Source organism: Salinimicrobium xinjiangense DSM 19287, from assembly GCF_000423585.1.
In the GTDB taxonomy this organism is placed as follows: domain Bacteria; phylum Bacteroidota; class Bacteroidia; order Flavobacteriales; family Flavobacteriaceae; genus Salinimicrobium; species Salinimicrobium xinjiangense.
Genome location: NZ_AUIG01000025.1, coordinates 55,669 through 77,998, shown reverse-complemented (window position 1 = coordinate 77,998; position 22,330 = coordinate 55,669). Strand labels below are relative to the sequence as shown.

Annotated in this window: 17 protein-coding genes; 6 read left to right on the top strand and 11 right to left on the bottom strand. The window is 42.2% G+C overall.

Annotated features, from left to right (window positions below):
• Positions 1–443: 443 nt before the first annotated feature.
• The 10 genes from G564_RS19070 to G564_RS0110605 form a co-directional block, all read right to left on the bottom strand.
• Entirely contained in the window at positions 444–899 is a 456-nt protein-coding gene (locus G564_RS19070; protein ID WP_456238774.1) for an endonuclease domain-containing protein, read from the bottom strand.
• Positions 900–919: 20 nt separating this feature from the next.
• Positions 920–1,135 (bottom strand): hypothetical protein, encoded by a 216-nt coding sequence (locus G564_RS0110645; protein WP_029037659.1) that lies wholly within the window; start codon positions 1,133–1,135, stop codon positions 920–922.
• A 57-nt stretch (positions 1,136–1,192) separates the two neighbouring features.
• Positions 1,193–2,407 (bottom strand): hypothetical protein, encoded by a 1,215-nt coding sequence (locus G564_RS0110640; RefSeq protein WP_029037658.1) that lies wholly within the window; start codon positions 2,405–2,407, stop codon positions 1,193–1,195.
• Between the two features lie 82 nt (positions 2,408–2,489).
• Positions 2,490–4,769 carry a nitric-oxide reductase large subunit gene (locus G564_RS19065; protein WP_037373852.1) on the bottom strand — a complete coding sequence of 760 codons (2,280 nt, stop codon included), beginning with the start codon at positions 4,767–4,769 and terminating at the stop codon, positions 2,490–2,492.
• A gap of 99 nt (positions 4,770–4,868) precedes the next feature.
• Complete coding sequence (gene ric, locus G564_RS0110630; protein WP_029037657.1) at positions 4,869–5,594, bottom strand: iron-sulfur cluster repair di-iron protein; 726 nt, start codon at positions 5,592–5,594, stop codon at positions 4,869–4,871.
• Between the two features lie 181 nt (positions 5,595–5,775).
• A complete protein-coding gene (locus G564_RS0110625) occupies positions 5,776–6,588 on the bottom strand; it encodes a universal stress protein (RefSeq protein WP_084625622.1) in 813 nt (270 codons plus the stop codon).
• 246 nt (positions 6,589–6,834) lie between these two features.
• Positions 6,835–7,887, bottom strand: coding sequence for a response regulator (locus G564_RS0110620; RefSeq protein WP_029037655.1), 1,053 nt, complete (start codon positions 7,885–7,887; stop codon positions 6,835–6,837).
• Positions 7,884–9,155, bottom strand: a complete 1,272-nt coding sequence (locus tag G564_RS0110615) for a PAS domain-containing sensor histidine kinase (RefSeq protein WP_029037654.1) — start codon at positions 9,153–9,155, stop codon at positions 7,884–7,886. The genes G564_RS0110620 and G564_RS0110615 overlap by 4 nt, the downstream gene beginning before the upstream one ends.
• 200 nt (positions 9,156–9,355) lie before the next feature.
• Positions 9,356–9,562, bottom strand: coding sequence for a hypothetical protein (locus G564_RS0110610; RefSeq protein ID WP_394330242.1), 207 nt, complete (start codon positions 9,560–9,562; stop codon positions 9,356–9,358).
• A gap of 153 nt (positions 9,563–9,715) precedes the next feature.
• Complete coding sequence (locus G564_RS0110605; RefSeq protein ID WP_029037652.1) at positions 9,716–10,552, bottom strand: universal stress protein; 837 nt, start codon at positions 10,550–10,552, stop codon at positions 9,716–9,718.
• Between the two features lie 167 nt (positions 10,553–10,719).
• Here G564_RS0110605 and rimP point away from each other — a divergent pair, with 167 nt between their 5' ends.
• From rimP to infB, 3 genes are read left to right on the top strand one after another with little or no spacing between them, the layout of a single operon-like run.
• Positions 10,720–11,184 carry a ribosome assembly cofactor RimP gene (rimP, locus tag G564_RS0110600; protein WP_029037651.1) on the top strand — a complete coding sequence of 155 codons (465 nt, stop codon included), beginning with the start codon at positions 10,720–10,722 and terminating at the stop codon, positions 11,182–11,184.
• A 12-nt stretch (positions 11,185–11,196) separates the two neighbouring features.
• Positions 11,197–12,441 (top strand): transcription termination factor NusA, encoded by a 1,245-nt coding sequence (nusA, locus tag G564_RS0110595; RefSeq protein ID WP_029037650.1) that lies wholly within the window; start codon positions 11,197–11,199, stop codon positions 12,439–12,441.
• 31 nt (positions 12,442–12,472) lie between these two features.
• Positions 12,473–15,259, top strand: a complete 2,787-nt coding sequence (infB, locus tag G564_RS0110590; RefSeq protein WP_029037649.1) for a translation initiation factor IF-2 — start codon at positions 12,473–12,475, stop codon at positions 15,257–15,259.
• A gap of 169 nt (positions 15,260–15,428) precedes the next feature.
• Here infB and G564_RS0110585 read toward each other — a convergent pair whose 3' ends face one another.
• Complete coding sequence (locus G564_RS0110585) at positions 15,429–15,815, bottom strand: SPOR domain-containing protein (RefSeq protein ID WP_029037648.1); 387 nt, start codon at positions 15,813–15,815, stop codon at positions 15,429–15,431.
• Between the two features lie 215 nt (positions 15,816–16,030).
• On the opposite strand from G564_RS0110585, the gene G564_RS0110580 reads away from it, so the two are divergent.
• From G564_RS0110580 to nrfD, 3 genes are read left to right on the top strand one after another with little or no spacing between them, the layout of a single operon-like run.
• Positions 16,031–17,407 (top strand): c-type cytochrome, encoded by a 1,377-nt coding sequence (locus G564_RS0110580; RefSeq protein WP_029037647.1) that lies wholly within the window; start codon positions 16,031–16,033, stop codon positions 17,405–17,407.
• Between the two features lie 22 nt (positions 17,408–17,429).
• The gene (locus G564_RS0110575) at positions 17,430–20,510 is read left to right on the top strand and encodes a TAT-variant-translocated molybdopterin oxidoreductase (RefSeq protein ID WP_029037646.1); all 3,081 of its coding nucleotides are present in this window, start codon (positions 17,430–17,432) and stop codon (positions 20,508–20,510) included.
• 32 nt (positions 20,511–20,542) lie between these two features.
• Entirely contained in the window at positions 20,543–22,330 is a 1,788-nt protein-coding gene (gene nrfD, locus G564_RS19060; protein ID WP_084625621.1) for an NrfD/PsrC family molybdoenzyme membrane anchor subunit, read from the top strand.

Here is a 22,330-nt window from a genome sequence, read left to right as displayed (position 1 = left end):
TAAACTCTTTGAAGTGTTGTCAATTTTAAAATTTTTAATTTCGCCGTCTTCTGTGATAGAACAAATATCCAGGGATAATTTGCTAACATCGACTCCGATAAATGATTTAAATTTCATAGTTTAGATTGAGTTAAAAAAGAAGAACCTTTACCTAAAAACCTTAACAGGTCAGGGCTGATATCTTATACAGGTCTTGGTTCATTAAAACCTGTCAGTTCCAAATATCGGGATAGTGCGTTTCTAAAGCTATCGCTGGATCGCTGACAGGTTTTCAATTATACTACTTTTAATTAAAAAAGTATCAATACAAACCTAAGGTAGCTATGGGGACTAAAGGGAGCCGGAAAAAGAATACCTGTTTCCATGATATTACTAAATCCATTCCCTCCTTTTAGGGCTGGGGGAAAGGAATGGATTCAGTAAAGCCGGGGGGAAGAATGGATTTATCTATGGTTTCTTTTAAACTGCATTTTCTCCTCAATTTCTTTTAATACTTGAGCAGTGTCATTTAAGACAGCTTCATTGGTAAACCTTATTACTTCAAGACCATTAAATCTTAAAACTTCTGCTCTCTCATTATCCAATTTTATCTGCTCGGAGGATTCATGATAACCATCATCTACTTCTATGGCTAATTTTAGAGAATGACTGTAAAAGTCGACTATATAATCTGAATTGGATGTTGTCTGCGGAATTTGTACTGGGAGAAAGGGGTCTGTTGAAGTTTTTCCCAAAGAAGAGTTTCGGCTGGAGTCATGTTTTTCCGTAAAGACTTCGCTCTCCCGAAATTTTCTGAAGGAGCTCCTTTCCACATTCCTTCCTGATGATATGGCTGATCTTTTTTCATTCAATAATGGCTGCTTTGCACAGATATCGACTCCCCACTGCTCACTGCTCACTGCTCACTGATCACTGACCACTATTTCATTGGATTATCCTCATACCAGTCATCAAAGGTCTTGTCGGTGGTGTAGTTATCGGTGAGGACTTTGTAAACGGTTAAGAGCCACCAGGCCTGCCCCACTATCACAGTATAGAAGACAATATCGTAGGGAACATTGTAAAATACCATTACTGCAACTGCCACCAGGAATAGGGTTGCAATGATTACATAAAAATGTGCTGATAACTTCATATCCTTAATTTAGAAAAGGACCGGGGCACATCGAGTTAAGAGACTACTAAATTGAGACTATTTAGCAGAAGTTTGACGCTTCGTTAAGAGATTTTTGGATAGTAACGTGCCGACCGTAAGTGGCAGGAACACACTTATATAGGCAAGAATTTTAAAATAATCCGGCAGTAAAGGCAGCTCCAGCCAGGTGGCAGTGCCTTTGTAAAAAATAAGCGCCTCGGTAAGGATAAAGGCTGCAAAATATAACCAGAAGATCCATTTTGGCAGCTTAAGCAGGGCCTTCTGAGACAGGAAAACAAAAAGCGGAATACTCACCACGCCCAGGAAAACCCAGTGCAGGTAACCTATGACAAAGTCAGGAAAGTTAAAGGCGAGATTTGCAAAATACGGGATGGCCGAAAATAGCTGTAGCAGTAGTTTTACCGCAAGTAGTACTCCCGTAAGCTTTAACAGAAGCTTCAAAAATGAGGAAAATTGCAGTTGTTTCCAGATGGGATTTATCATTTGCCAAAGTTTCAGGAAAGCGGTGATCTGCAGTACAGCACCTGTTCCACCAAGCACGTAATAGATCCAATGTGGTTCTGTGAATAACACCGAAAGGAAAAAACTGAGGATCACAGCAGCATTCAGTTGCCAGTAGAAGCTCTTAAAATGCCCTTTTTGGGGCTCCAGATTTTGTTGTTCCAGGAAGTAAAAAAAGATTCCGAGGAGTGCGAGAAGGAACCAGGCATTGTACTGAAAGTGCAGGTAAAAATAAATAGCCATTTTATACCAGATGCTTCCGCTACCCAGGGTGGTCATGATCCCGCCTAAAGCCCAGGGACCAATACTGGAAAAAATCATGTACCATAAAGAAGCTTTTATCAGTTTAAAAGAACTGCGCGACCTGTACGGCGGCGGCGTCTTCTTTAAGATAAACCAGGCCATAAAATAGGAGGCAATAAGAAAAAGCGTGGAAAAGGTGATCGAGAAAAGAGCATATCCGGTGAACGGAAAGGTTACCAGCATGCCTATCAGGGTGATCTGTGTAAACCAGAAAATGCGTTTATAGATCTTTCCGAAGCCGGCTCTCGAAAAATGCATTTTATAAATAAGCGTGGTGAGGGCAATATATACCCAGCCCAGCAATGCTATGTGTGAGTGCGCATGTACTACATACCTGAAATTGGCAGGAATGGGAATGACAAAAAAGAATCGCAGAAAAACGCCCAGCAGCCCGACAAGGAAGAAATAACCAAGGGCTATGTTCGTGTGTCTTGTGAGATTTATCATTGCCTAAAATTATAAAAAAGAGGAGAGGCAAAAAATGATTTTTAACCTCTCCTTGTTCAACTTCAATTTACTTCACAATTATCTAAACCAAAACCTCTTCTTCTTCGGCTACTTTCTTTTTATCTGCCGGTAATTTCTTGCGGCTGTCAAGAGAGAAAACGAACCATACAAAAGCGAACAGGCCTATTGCAAAGATAGTATCGCCTATAGCCCTCATCCAGCGCAGGGTATCCATTCCCGGCTGTTGCATGAATTCGGCCGAACGGGCGTACCACATTCCTTCATTCACACTGGCAACCGTTTGTAATAATCCTATTGGAAGTACACTAAGCAGAACCATTAGAATAAGACCAATATTAATGGACCAGAAAGAGAAACTCAGTAGTTTGTCATTCCATATCTGTTGACGGTAAAGACTTCTCAGAACAAAGAGCATAAGGCCAATGCCAAGGAAACCATAGACACCAAACAGGGCGGTATGGGCGTGAACTGCTGTAGTGTTTAATCCCTGCATGTAATAAAGGGCAATTGGAGGATTAATGATGAATCCAAAGATCCCTGCTCCCAGGAAGTTCCAGAAAGCTACTGCTATCAAACAGTATATAGGCCATTTATAATCCTCAAGCCATTTTGTGGCCTTTGACAACTTATAGTTTTCGTAAACTTCATAACCAATCAATACGAGTGGAACAACTTCCAGGGCACTAAAGGTGGCTCCCAGGGCCATGACGGCTGTTGGAGTTCCGCTAAAATACAGGTGGTGGAATGTTCCCAGGATCCCTCCGGAAAGGAAAATAACCGTTGCCAGCAAAACGCCGAGAGTGGCTGTTTTCGTTCTTAACAAGCCCAGTCTCACAAATAGGAAGGCAGATACTACTGTGGCGAATACTTCAAAGAAGCCTTCTACCCAAAGGTGTACTACCCACCAGCGCCAGTATTCGGCAATTGCGAGGTTGGTCTGTCTCCCCCACATGAGTCCGGCGCCATAGAAAAGTGCAATGGCGGCCGAAGAAACCAGAAACATGATGAGCATATTGCGCTCTGCAGTTCTTTGTCTTATAACCGGAAGCAGCGGTCTGACCATTAAAGCCAGCCATACAAATAATCCTACAAACAGGAATATTTGCCAGAATCTTCCAAGGTCTACATATTCATAACCCTGATGTCCAAACCAGAAGTTTTCAGCAAGCCCCAGTTTCTGCATAATTCCCATCCATTGTCCGGCCATAGAACCAAAAACAATTACAAGCAGACATACAAAGAGGAAATTGACGCCAAATTTCTGAAATTTTGGATCTTTGCCCGAAACTGCCGGAGCGATATAGAGCCCTGTTCCCAGCCAGGCGGTTGCAATCCAGAGGATTCCCAGCTGTACATGCCAGGTTCTTGAAATAGAATAGGGGAGGATCTCGGCGAGGTCAAGACCATAAAAACCATCTCCTTCCACACCATAATGGGCGGTAACAACTCCAAAAGTTACCTGTATAAGAATAAGAACGCACACGATCCACATATACTTTTTCACTGCAAGCATAGATGGAGTTATAGTCTGTTTCATTAGAGGATCTTCAACCGGCCTTTCCGGGTCTTCCTCCTCTTTCATTTTTGCATGGTAAAAAACCATAAGCCCTATTCCTACCAGGAGAAGTATAATACTAAAGCCTGTCCAGATCAACAGATCTCCGGTGGCCTTGTTTCCTACCAGGTCATCTGGTGGCCAGTTGTGGGTATAGGAGACATCACTGCCGGGTCTTTCAGTCACTGTTGCCCAGGTAGCCCAAAAGAAGAAGCCGGCCATTTGCTGCATTCTCGCTTCGTCTTTAATGGAATTCTTTGGGATAGCATAGTAATTTCTAAGTTCATCAAGTTCGGGATTCTCCATGAACAGACCCCGATAGTAGTCGCTAAGGAACTCTACTGCTTTTGCCCGCATAGGAGAAATAGTGATGATACCGGTTGCTTCGTCATAGGTGTTTTTTCTTAACTCCAGCTGAAGCCTTCTTTCGAGAAGTGCCTGGTTTTCACTTTCCAGTTCGTCATAAGTGCGGCCGTAATCTTCCAGCGACCATTCATTGAGGATGAACAGGGCTTCCCGGTGAAGCCAGTCTGCGGTCCAGTCTGGCGCCTGATAGGCACCATGGCCCCAAATGGAACCTACTTCCTGGCCGCCCATACTTTGCCATACATTCTGTCCGTCCTTAATATCCTGACCTTCAAAAACGATTTCTCCGTTTGTAGTTACGACCTGTTCTGGTAGTGGAGGTGCTTTTTGGTAAATCTCAAAGCCATAATAACCAAGGATGGCAAAGGAAAATGAAACTACAAGCAGGAAAGCGATCCATAATTTTCTTTCTTTACTCATTAGGTGATAATTAAAAGCCGAAAATGAAAATCAGGAAGCAGAGACTTCAGGCTTTTCTTTTCCGGCGGGGTTGGGGGATTATTTTTTAAATAATATGAATTAATTAGAACGCAACTCTTTTTCAAGTAAGAGAGATTTAGGAAACAGAATATTGTTTTCCAGATGAACGTGTTGGTGAAGATCCTGCTCAAACTCGTCCAGTTTTGCGTAAAAAGCTCTATAGGTGTTGCAGGCTCCGGGAGGCGGAGTATAATTGTCACTCAAGCGTGCAATTGTGCGCAGTAATTCCCCGGCATCTTCATGCTCTGTTTCCATCATTTTAATAGGATTGTCCACACTGCCAAAATGAGGCTGAGGGAGTTCTCCTCCTTCTTTTTTCACTTTTATCATTTTTTTGATGAAAGGGAAAAGGATTAGTTCCTCTTTCTTCATGTGAGCACTTAATTCTCCGGCTACTTCCTTTACAAGATCATTGATCTCAAGAAGTTCGGTGTAGTGATGGCCGTGTACCTGGGCTACTCTTGCCGAATATTGCAGCAGAAGAGGGATGTTTTCTTCTACGTAAGAGTGGTGAACGTTAATGATATGATCTGTAAGGAAGTCAAGCTCCCAGCTATTGTAATTTGTTGCTCTGGAAGTAGTGTTGTCTACGTCAAGCAGGTCCTGTACAAGCAGATCATAATTGGCGTCATACTTTTTACAGGCTTTATCTAAGGTGATTCCGCCGCCACAACAAAAATCGATGCCGTACTTCTTAAAGATGTGTGCAGTCTTAATGTTTTCTGTCACCATCTCTGCTACTGTCTTCGATGCTAAATTTTCCATAAATATATTTTTAAAGGTTCAATTTCTTCAGCAAAGATGAAGTATTAACCGGCCACAGTTTATGAGTTTAGTCATAAAGGGACAAAATTGTCCTATTTTAATGTGAGACAAAAAAACACCCTCTGTAAAGAGGGCGTCTTTCTTAAAAACCAAACTAATAATACTAACCTAAAACAAATATTTATCCGTGTAAAACCAGTAATGGCAGCTGGTTTATAAAAGGGATATTTTGATCATCCTCATTGCGCAGAAATTTTTGGCACAGGTTGAGGTTTTTAGCAGCAAGCACGATCATATCAACATCGCGGTTTGCTATCAATATTTTTTTGGGATTCTCCTCACTGGAAGTATAATAGGTTTGCAGCACCGGGATCCTTGGGGAAAATGAATCCTGAAGAAATTCACGGTTCTCTATTTGCTCCAGTGAAGGTTCCTTGTCACTATTGAAAATTTCAAGGATCTTCACGTTTGCCTTGGAAAGGGATGCCAGATTGAGTAATGTGCGCAGCACCTTGCTGCCATAATGTATCTTGTAATCTGTAGGGAAGAGGATCTTTTTATGTTCTTTAAAGGAGGCGTGTTCCGAAATGGCCAGGACAGGACATTTCACCTTCATCATAACATCTGACGTATTGTTTCCAATCACTACTCCCTCGTTATTGGTTTTGCCTTTTGTGCCCATCAGGATAAGATCTATCTTTCTTTCCTGTACCATGGCCCTTACCGCATTAATAAGATAATCTGCTTTAAAATAGGTTTGGAAACTATGGTTTTTATTGGTGCGAATAGTTTCGAGCCAGGTAATAAGTTCAGAAAAATTCTTTTTTATTGCCGGGGACATACACATGTAACCGGTGCTGAGATTATCTGTCGGGACCGGGACCACATGCAAAAGGTGAAAATTGCAGGGCGTGTCCTTAAAGAACTCCACAGCGTAAGCTGCAGCATTCCTGCTATTTTCAGAAAAATCTGTGGGCAATAAGATATTCATCATCAGTCACATCAATTTACCACGCAAAAATATGCAGGAAGCAGAGGGGAAAAAATGATGAAAATCAGTTATTGAATTAATATATCCTTCACTGATATTAAGGAAGAAACATCTGGCTTACGGCGCCTGCCTGCAGGCTTCCAAAAAATGAAATGAACCAAAATTAGAAGATACGGTAATTTGAGAATTTGAAGATGAGGTTCAGAATTAATCCAATATTCAATATTCAATATACCTTATACATTAAAATTAGCTGATCCTCTTTAATGCTTCTACATCGAGTAATTTAATGTTACGCCCCTCTATTTCGAGCAGGCCTTCCTTTTTAAAATCAGATAGCGTCCTTATAAGGGTTTCTGAAGCCATTCCCGCAACACTTGCGAGATCGCTTCTCGAGATCCTGATGCTTTGGGTAGGATGTCTTCTTATTTTTTGAGAGAATAAGAGGATGGTTCGTGCTGCTTTTTTCCTTACCGAGCCATAGGCCATTTCGAGCAACTGCTCCTTAATACCGGCAATATTATCTCCCATAACATCTATGAGCTCCAGGGTAATGTTGCTGTTCTTCACGAGGATATTTTTGAAATCCTCCCTCGAGATCACATACAGCCTGGTTTCCTCCATGGCCGTAGCATATTCTGTATAGGCATTGGTCTTATTAAAGGAAGTGTTACCAAAGAAATCACCCTCTTTGTATATGGAAGTAATAAGTTCCTTCCCGTACTCATCCATACGGTGACTTTTTACCACTCCTTTATCTACAAAGAAAAAATGATTGCTCTGCTTTCCTTCTTCATAAATAGTTTCTCCTCCTTTATAGGTTTGTTGCTCGTATTTCTTAATTTCTTCCCTGAGTTCCTGAAGAGAATTTATTTTTTCCCGGGAGGACTCCTGTACAGGCGCATTATCGTTTTCATTGATTTTTTTGAGAATAGCCACTTTTGCCAGGCGACTTTCAATGGCGCTTATGAGTTCCTCTTCTTCAAAAGGTTTGGTAAGATAATCATCGGCTCCAAGGTCCATTCCCCTTCTTATATCTTTATGCTCTGTTTTGGCTGAAAGGAAGATGAACGGAATGTGCCTGGTGGCAGGATCCTGCGCCAGATTTTCTAAAACTCCGTAGCCATCCATTTCGGGCATCATGATGTCACAGATGATAATATCGGGCAATTCCTGTTTGGCGATGCCAAGACCCGATTTTCCGTTGGCGGCAGTGATCACTTCATACTCTGCCAGTTCCAGCAGTTCTGCCGTATTTTCACGTACAACTGTATCGTCTTCTATAAACAGTACTTTCTTCATTCTTTAATTAATGGTAGTTCTACAATAAACCGGGTTCCCGAATTTTCCTTGCTGCTGAAACTAATTGTTCCTCCCAGATTTTCCAGGTGTACTTTCGCAATATTAAGACCAATTCCCGTTCCCTGGTTAAGAAGAGCATTTTCTGCCCTGAAATATCTTTCAAAGATATGTTTTTGATCCTTTTCCGGTATTCCCATACCCTGGTCGGTCACTTTAAACAGAATTTTTTTGGTTTTTAACTCAACTTCAAATTTAATGAGCGTATTTTCCGGAGAATATTTGATCGCGTTGCTAAGGAGGTTTGAAAGTACCAACTCCAGGATCTTTTCATCCTGGTGCAGCTCTATGCCTTCCAAATCACGCGGATATTCAATATTCTGCCCGCTTTTCAAAGTAACATTGGCATTATAGATCACTTCGTTGATAAGCTTGCTAAGACTAAAGGTAGAAAATTTGTAGTTGACCTTTCCGCTTTCAAGACGTTCAATCGATAAAAAATCATTAAGGATATTATCTAAATAATGCACCTTGTTTTTTATGGTGTTGAGATGTTTTTCCCGCTTATCCTGTTGTTCTTCCAGCTTATATTTTCCGGCAAGCACTACAGAAGTGAGGATCCCACTTAAGGGAGTCTTAAATTCATGAGACACCAGCGAAAGGAATTTTGTTTTGAGCTCACTTAGTTCCTTCTCCTTTTGAAGTGCATTTTTGATCCTGTTTTCAGCCTCTTTACGTCGCTTGACCTCCAGTTCCAGGCTGCGATTTAGATTTTGCAATTTTTGAATGCTTTCCTCGAGCTCTTGTGTTCTGAGTTTGATCTTACCTTCCAGCTCATTATTCAGCTCCCTTATTTGTTGCTGGGCCTGTTTCCTGACCGAAATATCAATAATGAGAAACATTACATAGCTCTCCCCATTGATCTGAAAAGGATTTAAACCTGCTTCAACGGGAAATTCCTCCCCGTTCTTCTTTACTCCGTACAGATCACGCCCATGGCCCATCTGCCGTTTCTCGCTGTCGTGTAAAAAACCTTTAAAATGTGCCGGATGAGATGCCCTGTATTTTTGCGGAATAAGGACGTTAAGGGGCTTACCTCTTAGTTCTCCTTTTTCATAGCCAAACATAGTCTCTGCGGCAACATTGCTGCTCACAATAGTCTGGGAATGGTCAACAACTATAATTCCTTCTGAAGCTGCTTCAAATAATACATTAAAAACATTCTCGTCTTTTTCAAACATAGGTAGGGCCTTATTCCGGGTGGTGCTCATGCTCCCGTTTTTTTCTGTGCTGGTCAAATTTACATAAATTCATTTAACTGTAACCAATTAGAAAAACCTCCTGAGATCACTTTTGCAATGGCGTAAAATTGAAAAGGATCCGGAGAGAGTTTCTCTTCCGGATCCTTCCTGATGCATTTCTACATTCCTATCCTGCGTCATATTCACTCATTGCGGCTGCAAAAATGCACCTAGATTGTATCTTCCTCTCCTGATGCCACAAAATCCTTATCTGCGGGTAAAAGATTATTGGCAAGTTTTGTAACTCCCATAGCTATTAATACCGCGGTAATGATAAAGAGCAGGAATTTAACCATAAGACTATCCTCCAATACATTGCTGTAAAAGGTTAGAATGATCTCAATCGCGAGAAAAGCCATTTGAAAACTTGCCTTCAAAACCATATATAAATAATATGGGGTAAAGATACATTTGTGGCAAGTTTATTTAAGCTGAAATTTGAAGTTTGACGCAATTTTAACGCGTGGTTTTCAAAAGGTTAATTTCTTTAGGTTAAGAATGCCTAAGGAAATTAACCCCTTTTAAAAATGCTATTTTTGAAGCTTAAAAGTTATGACCGGGCTGTTTGCATGGTTCACCAGGTCTTCACTGATGCTTCCATTGAAAAAATGCGATAATCCCTTGCGTCCGTGAGTGGCTATTCCCATAAGATCTGCATTGATCTTACTGGAGAAATTGAGGATCCCCTCTTCTATCGATTCGTCATTGTATATATGGAATTCATAATTATCGAAATCAAAACCTTCAATACATTTTTTTAATTTTTTATCTGTTTCATTTGAAGTGATAAACTCATTTGCGGTGTTGATGTAGACCAGGTGCAGTTTGGCGCCAATCTGCTCTGCAAAATTCACTACCTTCTTAAGAGTCTCCTTTCCTGTCTCTTCAAGATTGGTGGCAAAAACAAAATTCCTGACTTCAAAATCGGGGTGCTCATTTTTTATCACCAATACCGGGATGTCTGAAGTTCTTACTACTTTCTCGGTATTCGATCCAATGAACATTTCCTTGAAACCGGTTGCGCCCTGTGAACCCATCACAATAAAATCACAGCCGTGTTTTTTGCTGGTTTCCATTATACCGTCAAAGGCCTGATTGATCTCAACGGTGTCGTGTACCTTAAGATCTTTAAGATAAGGCCGGGCAAGTAGTTCATCAAATTTTTTCTTGGCCATTTTCATGAAGAATAAGGCTTCAGGCAAATCATTCGAGCGGGTCTCTCCTACAGGGTTTGTCATATCTGCAGGAAGTTCGATCATGTGTAACAGATAGATCTCTCCATTGTTTTTTCTTGCCAGTTGGGCGGCAACTTTTAAAGCATTTTCTGCCTGCTCTGAAAAGTCGGTAGGCACCAGGATTTTTTTCATAAGGTTTGGTAAATAGGTAAGGTTGATTTAGTTATAAATTTACAAATATTTTTTCAATCAAATTCTTGTTTTCGTTCTACAAAAATATTACTATATTTGCACCGTTGAAGCGAAAAAAGAACAACGAGGGGACAGAAAGTCCCCTCTTTTTATAGCCGCACACGGGAATGTTACGAGAGAAAGTAGAAAATTTACTGCAGGAAGCTTTCGAAGAAAATAATTCATTATTTTTAATTGAGCTGAACATCAACGAGGCAAATCACATCTCTGTGGTGATCGATGGTGATAATGGAGTGTCTGTAAATGACTGTATTGCGGTGAGCCGCAAAATTGAACATAACCTGGACCGCGACGAGGAAGATTTTTCCCTGGATGTGGCTTCTGCCGGAGTTTCCACTCCTCTTGAAATGCCAAGACAGTATAGAAAGAATGTGGGAAGAACCCTTTCGGTGACTACTAAAAGTGGTGAAAAGATTCAGGGAGAACTAACAAAATTTGAGGATGACAAAGTCACCCTAAACTGGAAAGCCAGAGAGCCCAAGCCGGTAGGCAAAGGAAAAATTACTGTAAATAAAGAAGCTGTCTTGCCTTTAGAGGATGTAAAAGAGGCAAAAGTGATAATAACATTTTAACAGACAAAGGATATGGAAAATATCGCGTTGATAGAATCATTTTCAGAATTTAAGGACGACAAGTCTATAGATAAGCCAACTTTAATGGCTATTCTTGAGGAAGTTCTTAGAAGTGCACTGAAGAAGAAATACGGGGAAGATGACAACTTTGATATCATTGTGAATCCCGATAAGGGAGATCTTGAGATATGGAGGAACCGTGTTGTGGTAGCCGATGGGGAAGTGGAAGATCCTAACCAGGAGATCTCACTTACAGAGGCCCGTAAGATTGAACCCGATTTTGAAGTTGGGGAGGATGTTTCAGAAGAAGTGAAGCTTATCGACCTGGGGCGTCGTTCTATTTTGTCGCTGCGTCAAAATCTTATATCAAAAGTTCACGAACACGATAACACGAATATTTATAAGCACTTCAAGGATCTTGAAGGCGAAATATACACTGCCGAAGTTCACCACATACGTCATCGCGCCATCATTTTGCTTGATGATGAAGGTAATGAGATCATTCTTCCAAAAGACAGGCAGATCCCTTCAGACTTTTTCCGTAAGGGAGAGAATGTGAGAGGTATCATTGAAAGTGTAGAATTGAAAGGAAATAAACCCGCTATTATTATGTCAAGAACTTCTCCTTTATTTTTGGAGAAACTTTTCGAGCAGGAAATTCCTGAAGTTTTTGACGGTCTTATCACTGTAAAGAAAGTAGTGAGGATCCCGGGTGAAAAAGCCAAGGTGGCTGTAGATTCCTATGATGATCGTATTGATCCTGTAGGTGCCTGTGTAGGTATGAAAGGTTCAAGGATCCACAGTATTGTAAGAGAACTGGGGAATGAGAATATTGATGTGATCAATTATACCACAAATAATCAGTTACTGATCACGAGAGCTTTGAGTCCTGCAAAAATTACCTCTCTTAAAATAGACGAGGAAAATAAGCGGGCCGAGGTGATGTTAAAGCCCGAAGAAGTTTCAAAAGCTATTGGTCGTGGAGGTCATAATATAAGATTGGCAGGACAATTGACGGGTTATGAAATAGATGTCTTTAGAGAAGGCGTTGAAGAAGACGTAGAATTAAGAGAATTTGCCGATGAAATTGAGGACTGGGTGATTGCAGAATTTGCAAAAATTGGTCTTGACACGGCAAAGAGTATACTTGAGCAGGATGTTGATGATCTTGTGAAGAGAACAGATCTTGAAGAGGAAACTGTTCGGGATGTGATGAGAGTTCTTAGAGAAGAATTTGAAGAAGAGAATAATAGTTAAGAATAAAAGAGGATAATTTAGAGGGCAATTTATGGCTGAAGCAAAAACAATGCGATTAAATAAGGTACTACGCGAATTCAATATTTCGTTGGATCGTGCTGTGGAATATTTGAATTCCCAGGGCCACGAGATCGAGGCGCGTCCTACCACCAAAATATCGGGAGAAATTTATCAGGTGCTTTCTGATGAGTTTCAAACCGATAAGAGCAAAAAAGTTGAGGCAAAAGAAGTAAGCGAAGAAAAGCGTAAAGAGAAGGAAAGTCTGCGACTTGAGCGGGAGAAGGAACAGGAAGAAAAACGCAGACAGGAGGAGAAGCAGGAGGTCATCAGGGCTAAGACTAATCTTGAAGGTCCTAAGCAGGTTGGAAAGATCGATCTTGATAAACCTAAAGCTGCACCTGAAGAAAAGGCTGAAGCTCCTAAAGAAGAGCCAAAAGCGCCTGAACAGCCACAGGCCGAGGCTCCAAAGCAGGAAGAGACTCCTAAAGCTGAAACTCCAAAAGCTGAAACGCCAAAGACTGAAGCTCCTGAAGCTGAAACTCCAAAAGCCGAAACTCCAAAAGCCTCCGAAACTCCTAAAGCACAGGAAGAAAAGGCAACGGCTGAGACAACTAAAGAAGAAGCAACGCCCGAAGCTTCCGAAGAGAAAGAGGAAGAATCCTCTACAGTTGCAACCAAATACCAGAAACTTAGCGGACCTAATTTTACCGGGGAGAAAATAGATCTTTCCAAGTTTAAAAAGCCCGTAAAGAAGAAGGAAGAAAAAGATAAAAAAGCTGAAGACGATAAAGACAAACGTAAAAAGCGTCGTCGTCGTATAAGCAAAGACGTGAAAGGTGCACCCGGACAAGGTGGAGCCGGAGCGAAAACCAGTAAACCGGGAGGAAAACGTCCCCGTCCTGTTACCAAGGAGGAGCCAAGCGAAGAAGAAGTACAGAAGCAGGTGCGTGAAACCCTTGAGAAATTACAGGGTAAATCCAGTAAAGGACGCGGAGCCAAATACCGTAAGAACAAAAGGGATACTCACCGTCAAAGAACAGAGGATGCCCAGCTTGAAGAAGAAAACAAGGTACTTAAGGTTACAGAGTTCGTAACTGTAAGTGAGATCGCCACCATGATGGACGTACCGGTAACGCAGATCATCTCTGCCTGTATGTCCCTGGGAATGATGGTGACGATGAACCAGCGTCTCGATGCTGAAACCTTATCTATAGTTGCCGAAGAATTCGACTATGAAGTTGAATTTGTGACTGCAGATCTTGATGAACCTAAAGAAGCGGTACCCGAAAATCCTGAAGATCTTGAATCACGTGCTCCTATAGTTACTGTAATGGGTCACGTAGATCACGGTAAAACATCCTTGCTGGATTACATTCGTAAGGAAAATGTGATTGCAGGAGAGAGTGGGGGAATTACCCAGCATATTGGTGCATACGGAGTGGAACTGGATAATGGTCAAAAAATCACATTTTTGGATACTCCGGGTCACGAAGCCTTTACCGCAATGCGGGCAAGGGGTGCACAGGTTACCGACCTTGCAATTATTGTGATCGCTGCAGATGATGATGTGATGCCGCAAACCAAGGAAGCTATATCTCACGCCCAGGCGGCAGGAGTACCAATAGTGTTTGCGATCAATAAATCTGATTTGCCAACAGCAAATCCCGAAAAAATTAAAGAAAAACTGGCAGGTATGAACCTGCTGGTAGAAGATTGGGGGGGAAAGATCCAGTCTCACGATATATCGGCCAAAACCGGAATGGGTGTTAAGGAATTGCTTGAAAAAGTGCTTCTTGAAGCTGAAATTCTGGAATTACAGGCCAATCCGGACAAGCTGGCTACAGGTACTGTAGTGGAAGCTTACCTGGATAGAGGTAGGGGTTATGTTTCTACTATCCTGGTACAGGCCGGTACTTTAAAAATAGGAGATTATGTTCTTGCAGGTCGTCATAGTGGTAAGGTTAAAGCCATGCATGACGAACGTGGTAAGGAAGTCAAAGAAGCCGGGCCTTCTACTCCGGTATCCATTCTTGGACTTGATGGCGCGCCACAGGCGGGTGATAAATTCAAGGTAATGGCCGATGAGCGTGAAGCGAAGGATATTGCTGCAAAACGTAATCAATTACAAAGAGAGCAGTCTGTTAGAACCCAACGTCATATTACACTTGATGAAATTGGACGTCGTATCGCCCTTGGTGACTTTAAGGAACTTAATATTATCCTTAAAGGTGACGTGGATGGATCTGTGGAAGCATTGACAGATTCCTTCCAGAAACTGTCTACAGAAGAGATACAGGTGAATATCATCCACAAGGGAGTTGGTGCGATCACAGAAAGTGATGTACTGTTAGCTTCGGCTTCTGATGCTATCATTATCGGATTTAACGTTAGACCTGCCGGAAATGCAAGACAGGTTGCCGAGAAGGAAGAAATTGATATCAGAACTTATTCTATCATCTATGATGCTATCAATGATCTGAAAGATGCGATGGAAGGTATGCTTTCTCCTGTAATGAAGGAGGAGATCACCGGTAACGCAGAGATCAGGGAGATCTTCAAGGTTTCCAAAATTGGAACTATTGCCGGATGTATGGTGACCGATGGTAAGATCTACAGAAATGCACAGATAAGACTTATCCGTGATGGAGTAGTTGTCTATACCGGAGAACTTGCCTCTCTTAAACGATTTAAGGATGATGTGAAAGAAGTTTCCAAAGGTTACGACTGTGGATTACAGATCAAGAACTACAACGACATTAAAGAAGGCGATGTAGTGGAATCATTCCAGGAAGTAGCTGTAAAGAAAAAGCTGAAATAAAATTCTCAATAGAGTAAATAAAAAAGGGCCGCGATTCGCGGCCCTTTTTTATTTCGGTACACTAAGTATTCCCGGCTTGTCTCAATAATAAAGCTGACCAGATTCGAAAAGATCCTTAGCTCAAACCCCGGGGAACTTAGCTATTAGAACTTAATAATCCGGCTGCTGTCTACTTCTTTTCCGGCTTGAACCTGAAAGCCGCAGGAAATGATTTTTTGATTTCCAGTAAAGCCCGATCTGCTTCCAGGCTATTCCTGAAATTGCCAACCCATACCTTATAATTGGGAGTTTCAAAAACTATGGTAGAAGACCATTCGGGATAAAGATTTCTATATTCTCTAATTACCTTACTTGCCTCGTTGTTATCTCCCGAAAATAGTTGTATCCGGTAACGATCTCCTATTACGCCGTCTTTAACCATTTCGGTTTTTTGAGCTAAAAGAGCGGGTATTGCATCATCCTGAATGATGCTAACCTGTCCCTGCTGGGCAGAAACAGATGCAAAGGTTCCAAGGCTAAGAGCAATGGATAGAAATAATTTGCTTTTTCTCGACATTTATGTTTAATTTTCTGAATTACAAAAGTATAACTTTATCTTTCATTCCGGTGGCTCCAACTTATTTAGAACAGTTATAAATTAACCTTCAGCCCTCTTAAATCGAACTTAAGTATTACTTTTGTCGGTAAATTTTTAGGGCCCTAAATATGACTTTTATCACCTTTTAGTTGCTCTAAAAATCGTACCAAAAAGACGTTAATTCAACTTATAATATGAAAAAGGTGAAATACCGCCCTTCAGCCGCTCGAATAGTATTTTTAAGTGTATCTCTGTTTTTCGCTTTTAATATCCAGCTTTTTGCTCAGGATGAACCGCAGGATTCTCCACTGTCCGGGGATGAAGCAGACAGGCAGGAAACTGTGCAGGGGCCCCAGGAATCCAATGTAGAGGCCGATGCTTCCGGTGGTGATGCTGCTGCGGGAAAAGGACTGTTCAATACTTTATGTGCTGCATGTCACAAGCTCGATGGGAACTCTATTGGTCCGCCGCTAAGAAACATTGGTCAGGAGCGTGACAGAGACTGGCTTTACAGCTGGATAAAGAATTCTCAGGCCTTAATAGCTTCGGGAGATGAGCAGGCAGTTGCAATCTACAATGAATACAACCAGGTGGCCATGCCTCCTTTTCCTCAGCTGACCAATGAGGATATTGATAATATTTTAGCTTATACAGATGCTCCTAAAGCTGTTCCCCAGGAACAGCAGGCAGGCGGAGAGGCTGCCACCGCAACCGGTGGTGATAGCGGGATCTCTACAGATATTCTTCTGGGAATTCTGGCTTTTGTACTGGTAATGTTGCTTGTGATCCTTTACCTGGTGAACAAGACCTTAAGAAGATTTGCGGCAGTTAGCGGTGTGGAACTTCCGGTGAAAGAGAAGAGAGCTAAGCCAATCTGGAAATCTTTTGTTGAAAACCAGTTCCTGGTATTAATGACCGCTGTTATTCTAATGCTGGTTGGTTCCTATTTTGCATACGGATATCTTATGCAGGTCGGAGTTGATCAGGGTTATCAACCCGTACAACCAATTCATTTTTCTCATAAGATCCATGCAGGAGATAACCAGATAGAGTGTAAATTCTGTCACAGTTCTGCACGGGTTTCAAAGACTTCAGGAATTCCTTCTCTCAATGTGTGTATGAACTGTCACAAGTCTATTGGAGAGGTGGCCGAGAGCACTGCTACCGAAGAATATTCCAAGGCATTTTACGATGGGGAAATAGCCAAGCTATACGACGCTGTAGGCTGGGATGTGGAAACCCAATCTTATACGGGAGAAACCGAACCGGTGAAATGGATCCGTATCCATAATCTTCCCGACTTTGCTTACTTCAACCATTCACAACACGTAGAGGTTGGTGGGATAGCCTGTCAAACCTGTCACGGTCCTGTTGAAGAAATGGAGGTCATGTACCAGCATGCGCCGCTTACAATGGGCTGGTGTGTGAACTGTCACCGTGAAACCAATGTGCGTACCGCCGGTAACGAGTACTACGAAAAAGTACACGAGGAGCTTTCCAAGAAATACGGCGTAGAAGAATTAACTGTTGCCCAGATGGGTGGAATTGAATGTGCCAAGTGCCACTATTAATTAAAAAGTAGAAATTTAACATATGTCATCAAACAAGAAATACTGGAAAAGTGTTGAAGAGCTGAAAGGATCCAGCTCAATTGTTGAGACGCACAGCCAGAAAGAATTTGTAGAAGAAATTCCTACAGATGAATTCCTGGGTAATAAAGAGACTCTCGAAAGTTCAACGACTTCAAGAAGGGACTTTTTAAAGTACGTAGGATTTAGCACTGCGGCTGCTTCTCTGGCAGCCTGTGAAGGCCCGGTAATGAAATCAATTCCTTATGTGGTGCAGCCTGAAAGGATTGTTCCGGGTGTGGCAAATTACTATGCTACTACCATGGCCGATGGGTTTGACTTTGCCGGAGTGCTGGTAAGGACCCGTGAAGGCCGTCCCGTTAAAATCGAGCATAATACAATGGGTAATACAGGAGCAAATGCACGTGTGCACGCCTCTGTTTTATCCCTTTATGATAATAAAAGGCTTCAAAGGCCGCTTGCTAACGGGGAAGTGGTTTCCTGGGAGCAATTGGATCGTGAGGTAAAAGAGAAACTTAACAGTGTGAATGGTCAGATCGTATTATTGACCCAAACCTTTGCAAGTCCTTCTACCACAAAGATCATTAATGAATTTTCTCAGAAGTACGGCAATGTACGTCATGTGGTATATGACACTGTTTCTGAAGATGCAGCGCTGGATGCTTTCCAGTCGCGCTACGGAAGAAGAGCCCTTCCAAACTATGATTTCTCAAAAGCTGAAATGATAGTTTCTATTGGTGCCGATTTCCTTGGAGATTGGGCCGGGGGTGGATACGATGCCGCCTACGCTAAGGGTCGTATTCCGCAGGAAGGAAAAATGTCCCGTCACATTCAGTTTGAATCTAATTTCTCCCTTACGGGAGCCAACGCCGATAAAAGAGTTCCATTAACTCTTTCACAACAAAGAGCTGCTCTTGCTGCCCTTCATGGATATGTGACAGGTGGTTCTTCTACTAGTGATCTTCCGGCGCATATTGATGATGCACTTGTTAAAGCTGCGCGTCAACTGCGAAAAGCAGGTAGGGGTGCGGTTGTAGTTTCAGGTATTCCCGATGTAGATGCTCAGTCTCTTGTGCTTTCTATGAATGAATCCCTTGGAAGCGGAGTAATGGATACTGCCAATCCAAGAATGATGAGGCAGGGTAACGCTGCCCAGGTTAAGCAACTCGTTGCTGATATGAAAGCCGGGAGTGTTGGGGCGATCCTTGTAGCTGGTGTTAATCCTGCATACAGTTTGCCATTTGCCGATGAGTTTATCGAGGGTCTTAATAATATAGATCTAAAAGTTTCCTTCTCAATGAAGAAGGATGAAACGGCACTTTTGTCTGATTATGTTGCGGCAACACCTCACTACCTTGAAAGCTGGGGAGATGTGCAGTTTACGACCAATTCCTTTGGTCTTATGCAGCCTACCATCCGACCTTTATTTGATACAAGCCAATTCCAGGATACGCTTTTAAGATGGAGTGATAACAATACTTCATACGTAGATTACCTTAAACAAACCTGGGAAGGATCTATAGGGAATGGCTCCTGGACCGATGCGCTCCATGATGGTGTATTTGAAGGAACTGCGCCTGCAGGTACTTCTCCTGTTTCAGCTACTGAAGGAGCTGCGCCACAAGTGGGTAATGACAATACTGCAGTAAGAAATCTTTCTGCAGCAAAGGGAGAAGGTTTGGAGCTGGAGTTGTATACTTCTGTTGCAATGGGTAGTGGTAACCAGGCTAACAATCCATGGTTACAGGAAATGCCCGATCCTATTACAAGAGCTTCATGGGATAACTACCTTAAAATTTCAAGGGCAGACGCAGATGCGCTGGGTCTTGAAAACGAGCACGTGGCTAATGGTGCATTGAACGGTAGTTATGTTAATATAAAAGTGGGAGATACGGTTCTTGAAAAAGTTCCTGTATTTATTCAGCCGGGACAGGCCAGGGGAGTTGTTTCTCTTGCCTTGGGTTACGGTAAAAAAGAGGGCATCCAACGTGAGATGCAGGTAGGGGTTAACGCCTATCCTCTTTATAAGGATTTTAATCCTCATCAAAAAGTTACTATAGAAAAAGCGGGAGGAGTGCATAAGTTTGCCTGTCTTCAGCTGCATACAACCCTAATGGGTAGAGAGGATATTGTTAAGGAAACCACCCTTGAGATCTTCAATAGTCAGGATTCACATGTATGGAATTCTATGCCTCAGGTTTCACTTAACCACATAGAAACTCCTGTTACTTCACCAGATGTTGATCTTTGGGATGGCTTTGATCGTTCTGTAGGACATCATTTTAAGATGTCGATAGATCTTAATGCCTGTACAGGTTGTGGTGCCTGTGTGATTGCATGTCATGCAGAAAACAATGTTCCTGTAGTAGGAAAAGAAGAGGTGCGCAAGTACCGCGATATGCACTGGTTGAGAATTGACCGTTACTATTCTTCTGAAGATACTTTCCAGGAGGATATTGATAAGAAAGATAATATGAGCGGACTGGGAGATGCGCTTTCTCAGTTTGGAGAACTGGAAATGGCATCAGACAATCCGCAGGTGGTATTCCAGCCAATGTTGTGTCAGCATTGTAACCACGCCCCTTGTGAAACTGTTTGTCCTGTTGCTGCTACCATGCACGGGCGCCAGGGACAAAACCAGATGATCTATAACAGATGTGTTGGTACACGCTACTGTGCAAACAACTGTCCTTACAAAGTAAGAAGGTTCAACTGGTTCCTTTATAACAAGAACGACGAATTTGATTACAACATGAATAACGACCTTGGTCGTATGGTGTTGAATCCCGATGTTACCGTAAGGTCAAGAGGGGTGATGGAGAAATGTTCTTTCTGTATACAGCGTACTCAAAAAACTATTCTTGACGCCAAGCGTGAAGGTAGGGCTATTGCAGACGGAGAATTCCAGACTGCCTGTTCTTCGGCCTGTGACAAAGGTGCGATTATCTTTGGAGATGTGAATGATGAAACCAGCCAGATAGCTGCTTTAAGTGAGGATGACAGGATGTACCATGCTCTGGAGTATGTTGGTACCAAGCCAAATGTGATGTACCAGACTAAGGTCCGTAATACATCTGAAGCATAATAAATAAATTAAAGAATCAATTATAAAAGCATATGTCTCATTACGAAGCACCTATTCGAAAGCCTTTAGTACTTGGCGATAAGACTTATCATGATGTCACGAGAGATGTGGCTGCCCCTGTTGAAGGACGGGCCAATAAGTCATGGTGGATTGTTTTCTCTATTGCACTGGTAGCTTTCCTTTGGGGATTAGGTTGTATTATATATACCGTTTCTACGGGAATTGGTACATGGGGATTGAACAGGACCGTAGGTTGGGCCTGGGATATCACTAACTTTGTTTGGTGGGTAGGTATCGGCCACGCGGGAACACTTATCTCGGCAGTACTTCTTCTTTTCCGCCAAAAATGGAGAATGGCAATTAACCGGTCTGCAGAGGCTATGACCATTTTCTCGGTAGTTCAGGCAGGTTTGTTCCCAATTATTCACATGGGACGGCCATGGCTCGCTTACTGGGTATTACCTATTCCTAACCAGTTCGGTTCGCTTTGGGTGAACTTTAACTCCCCGCTGCTTTGGGACGTATTTGCTATCTCTACTTATCTTTCTGTTTCCCTAGTATTCTGGTGGACAGGGCTTCTTCCGGATTTTGCAATGATCAGGGACAGGGCCATAAAGCCATTCCAAAAACATATCTACGGAATCCTCAGTTTTGGCTGGAGTGGTCGTGCAAAAGACTGGCAGCGATTCGAAGAAGTTTCTTTGGTTTTGGCAGGTTTGGCAACTCCACTTGTACTTTCTGTACACACTATTGTATCCTTTGACTTTGCAACTTCGGTAATTCCCGGATGGCATACTACCATTTTCCCTCCCTACTTCGTTGCGGGAGCTATTTTCTCGGGGTTTGCAATGGTGAATACACTTCTCATTATCATGAGAAAGGTTTCCAATCTTGAAGATTATATCACTATACAGCACATCGAATTGATGAACATTGTAATTATGATCACAGGTTCCATCGTGGGTGTCGCATATATTACTGAATTATTTATGGCCTGGTATTCCGGAGTGGAGTACGAACAATATGCTTTCCTTAACCGTGCTACAGGACCTTATGCGTGGGCTTACTGGGCGATGATGACCTGTAACGTATTTTCACCGCAGTTCATGTGGTTCAAAAAATTACGTACCAGTATTATGTTCTCTTTCTTTATTTCTATTGTGGTAAACATAGGAATGTGGTTTGAACGTTTTGTGATCATTGTGACTTCACTTCACAGGGATTACCTTCCGTCTTCCTGGACTATGTTCTCGCCAACTTTTGTAGATATAGGGATCTTCATTGGAACGATAGGGTTCTTCTTTGTTCTGTTCCTGCTTTATGCCAGAACCTTCCCTGTAATTGCACAGGCAGAGGTGAAGACCATTCTTAAATCTTCGGGCGACCGTTATAAAAAATTACGTGAAGAGCATGGAGATCATGCAGATCACACAAATACTATCGTGAGAGAACCTGTTTCTAATGTAGAGGGAGGATGGATCAAAAGAGATGAATACGATCAGAAAAAGGAACATGAGCCTACAACTCACACAGAAGGTCTGACAGATTCCGAAGTTGATAAAGACAAAATTGATGAGATGTTGCACAGGATCGGAGTTTTTGATCCGGCAACTCAACATGCAGATGACCTTCAGAAATTAAACGGAGTAGGTCCTGTTATGGAACAAAAGCTTCACCAGGTTGGTATTTATACTTACTCACAGGTGAGCGGACTTACATTCGACGACTATACATTGCTTGACAGGGTTATTGACAATTTCCCAACAGCCGAAAACCGCGGTGACTGGAACCATCAGGCAAACCAACTTAAAAATAAATAA

Bases quoted from the DNA above. Each gene is read 5' to 3' on its own strand.
- G564_RS0110645 (WP_029037659.1), bottom strand. From the start codon at position 1,135: ATGAAGTTATCAGCACATTTTTATGTAATCATTGCAACCCTATTCCTG.
- G564_RS0110640 (WP_029037658.1), bottom strand. From the start codon at position 2,407: ATGATAAATCTCACAAGACACACGAACATAGCCCTTGGTTATTTCTTC.
- G564_RS19065 (WP_037373852.1), bottom strand. From the start codon at position 4,769: ATGAGTAAAGAAAGAAAATTATGGATCGCTTTCCTGCTTGTAGTTTCA.
- ric (WP_029037657.1), bottom strand. From the start codon at position 5,594: ATGGAAAATTTAGCATCGAAGACAGTAGCAGAGATGGTGACAGAAAAC.
- G564_RS0110625 (WP_084625622.1), bottom strand. From the start codon at position 6,588: ATGATGAATATCTTATTGCCCACAGATTTTTCTGAAAATAGCAGGAAT.
- G564_RS0110620 (WP_029037655.1), bottom strand. From the start codon at position 7,887: ATGAAGAAAGTACTGTTTATAGAAGACGATACAGTTGTACGTGAAAAT.
- G564_RS0110615 (WP_029037654.1), bottom strand. From the start codon at position 9,155: ATGAGCACCACCCGGAATAAGGCCCTACCTATGTTTGAAAAAGACGAG.
- G564_RS0110605 (WP_029037652.1), bottom strand. From the start codon at position 10,552: ATGAAAAAAATCCTGGTGCCTACCGACTTTTCAGAGCAGGCAGAAAAT.
- rimP (WP_029037651.1), top strand. From the start codon at position 10,720: ATGTTACGAGAGAAAGTAGAAAATTTACTGCAGGAAGCTTTCGAAGAA.
- nusA (WP_029037650.1), top strand. From the start codon at position 11,197: ATGGAAAATATCGCGTTGATAGAATCATTTTCAGAATTTAAGGACGAC.
- infB (WP_029037649.1), top strand. From the start codon at position 12,473: ATGGCTGAAGCAAAAACAATGCGATTAAATAAGGTACTACGCGAATTC.
- G564_RS0110585 (WP_029037648.1), bottom strand. From the start codon at position 15,815: ATGTCGAGAAAAAGCAAATTATTTCTATCCATTGCTCTTAGCCTTGGA.
- G564_RS0110580 (WP_029037647.1), top strand. From the start codon at position 16,031: ATGAAAAAGGTGAAATACCGCCCTTCAGCCGCTCGAATAGTATTTTTA.
- G564_RS0110575 (WP_029037646.1), top strand. From the start codon at position 17,430: ATGTCATCAAACAAGAAATACTGGAAAAGTGTTGAAGAGCTGAAAGGA.
- nrfD (WP_084625621.1), top strand. From the start codon at position 20,543: ATGTCTCATTACGAAGCACCTATTCGAAAGCCTTTAGTACTTGGCGAT.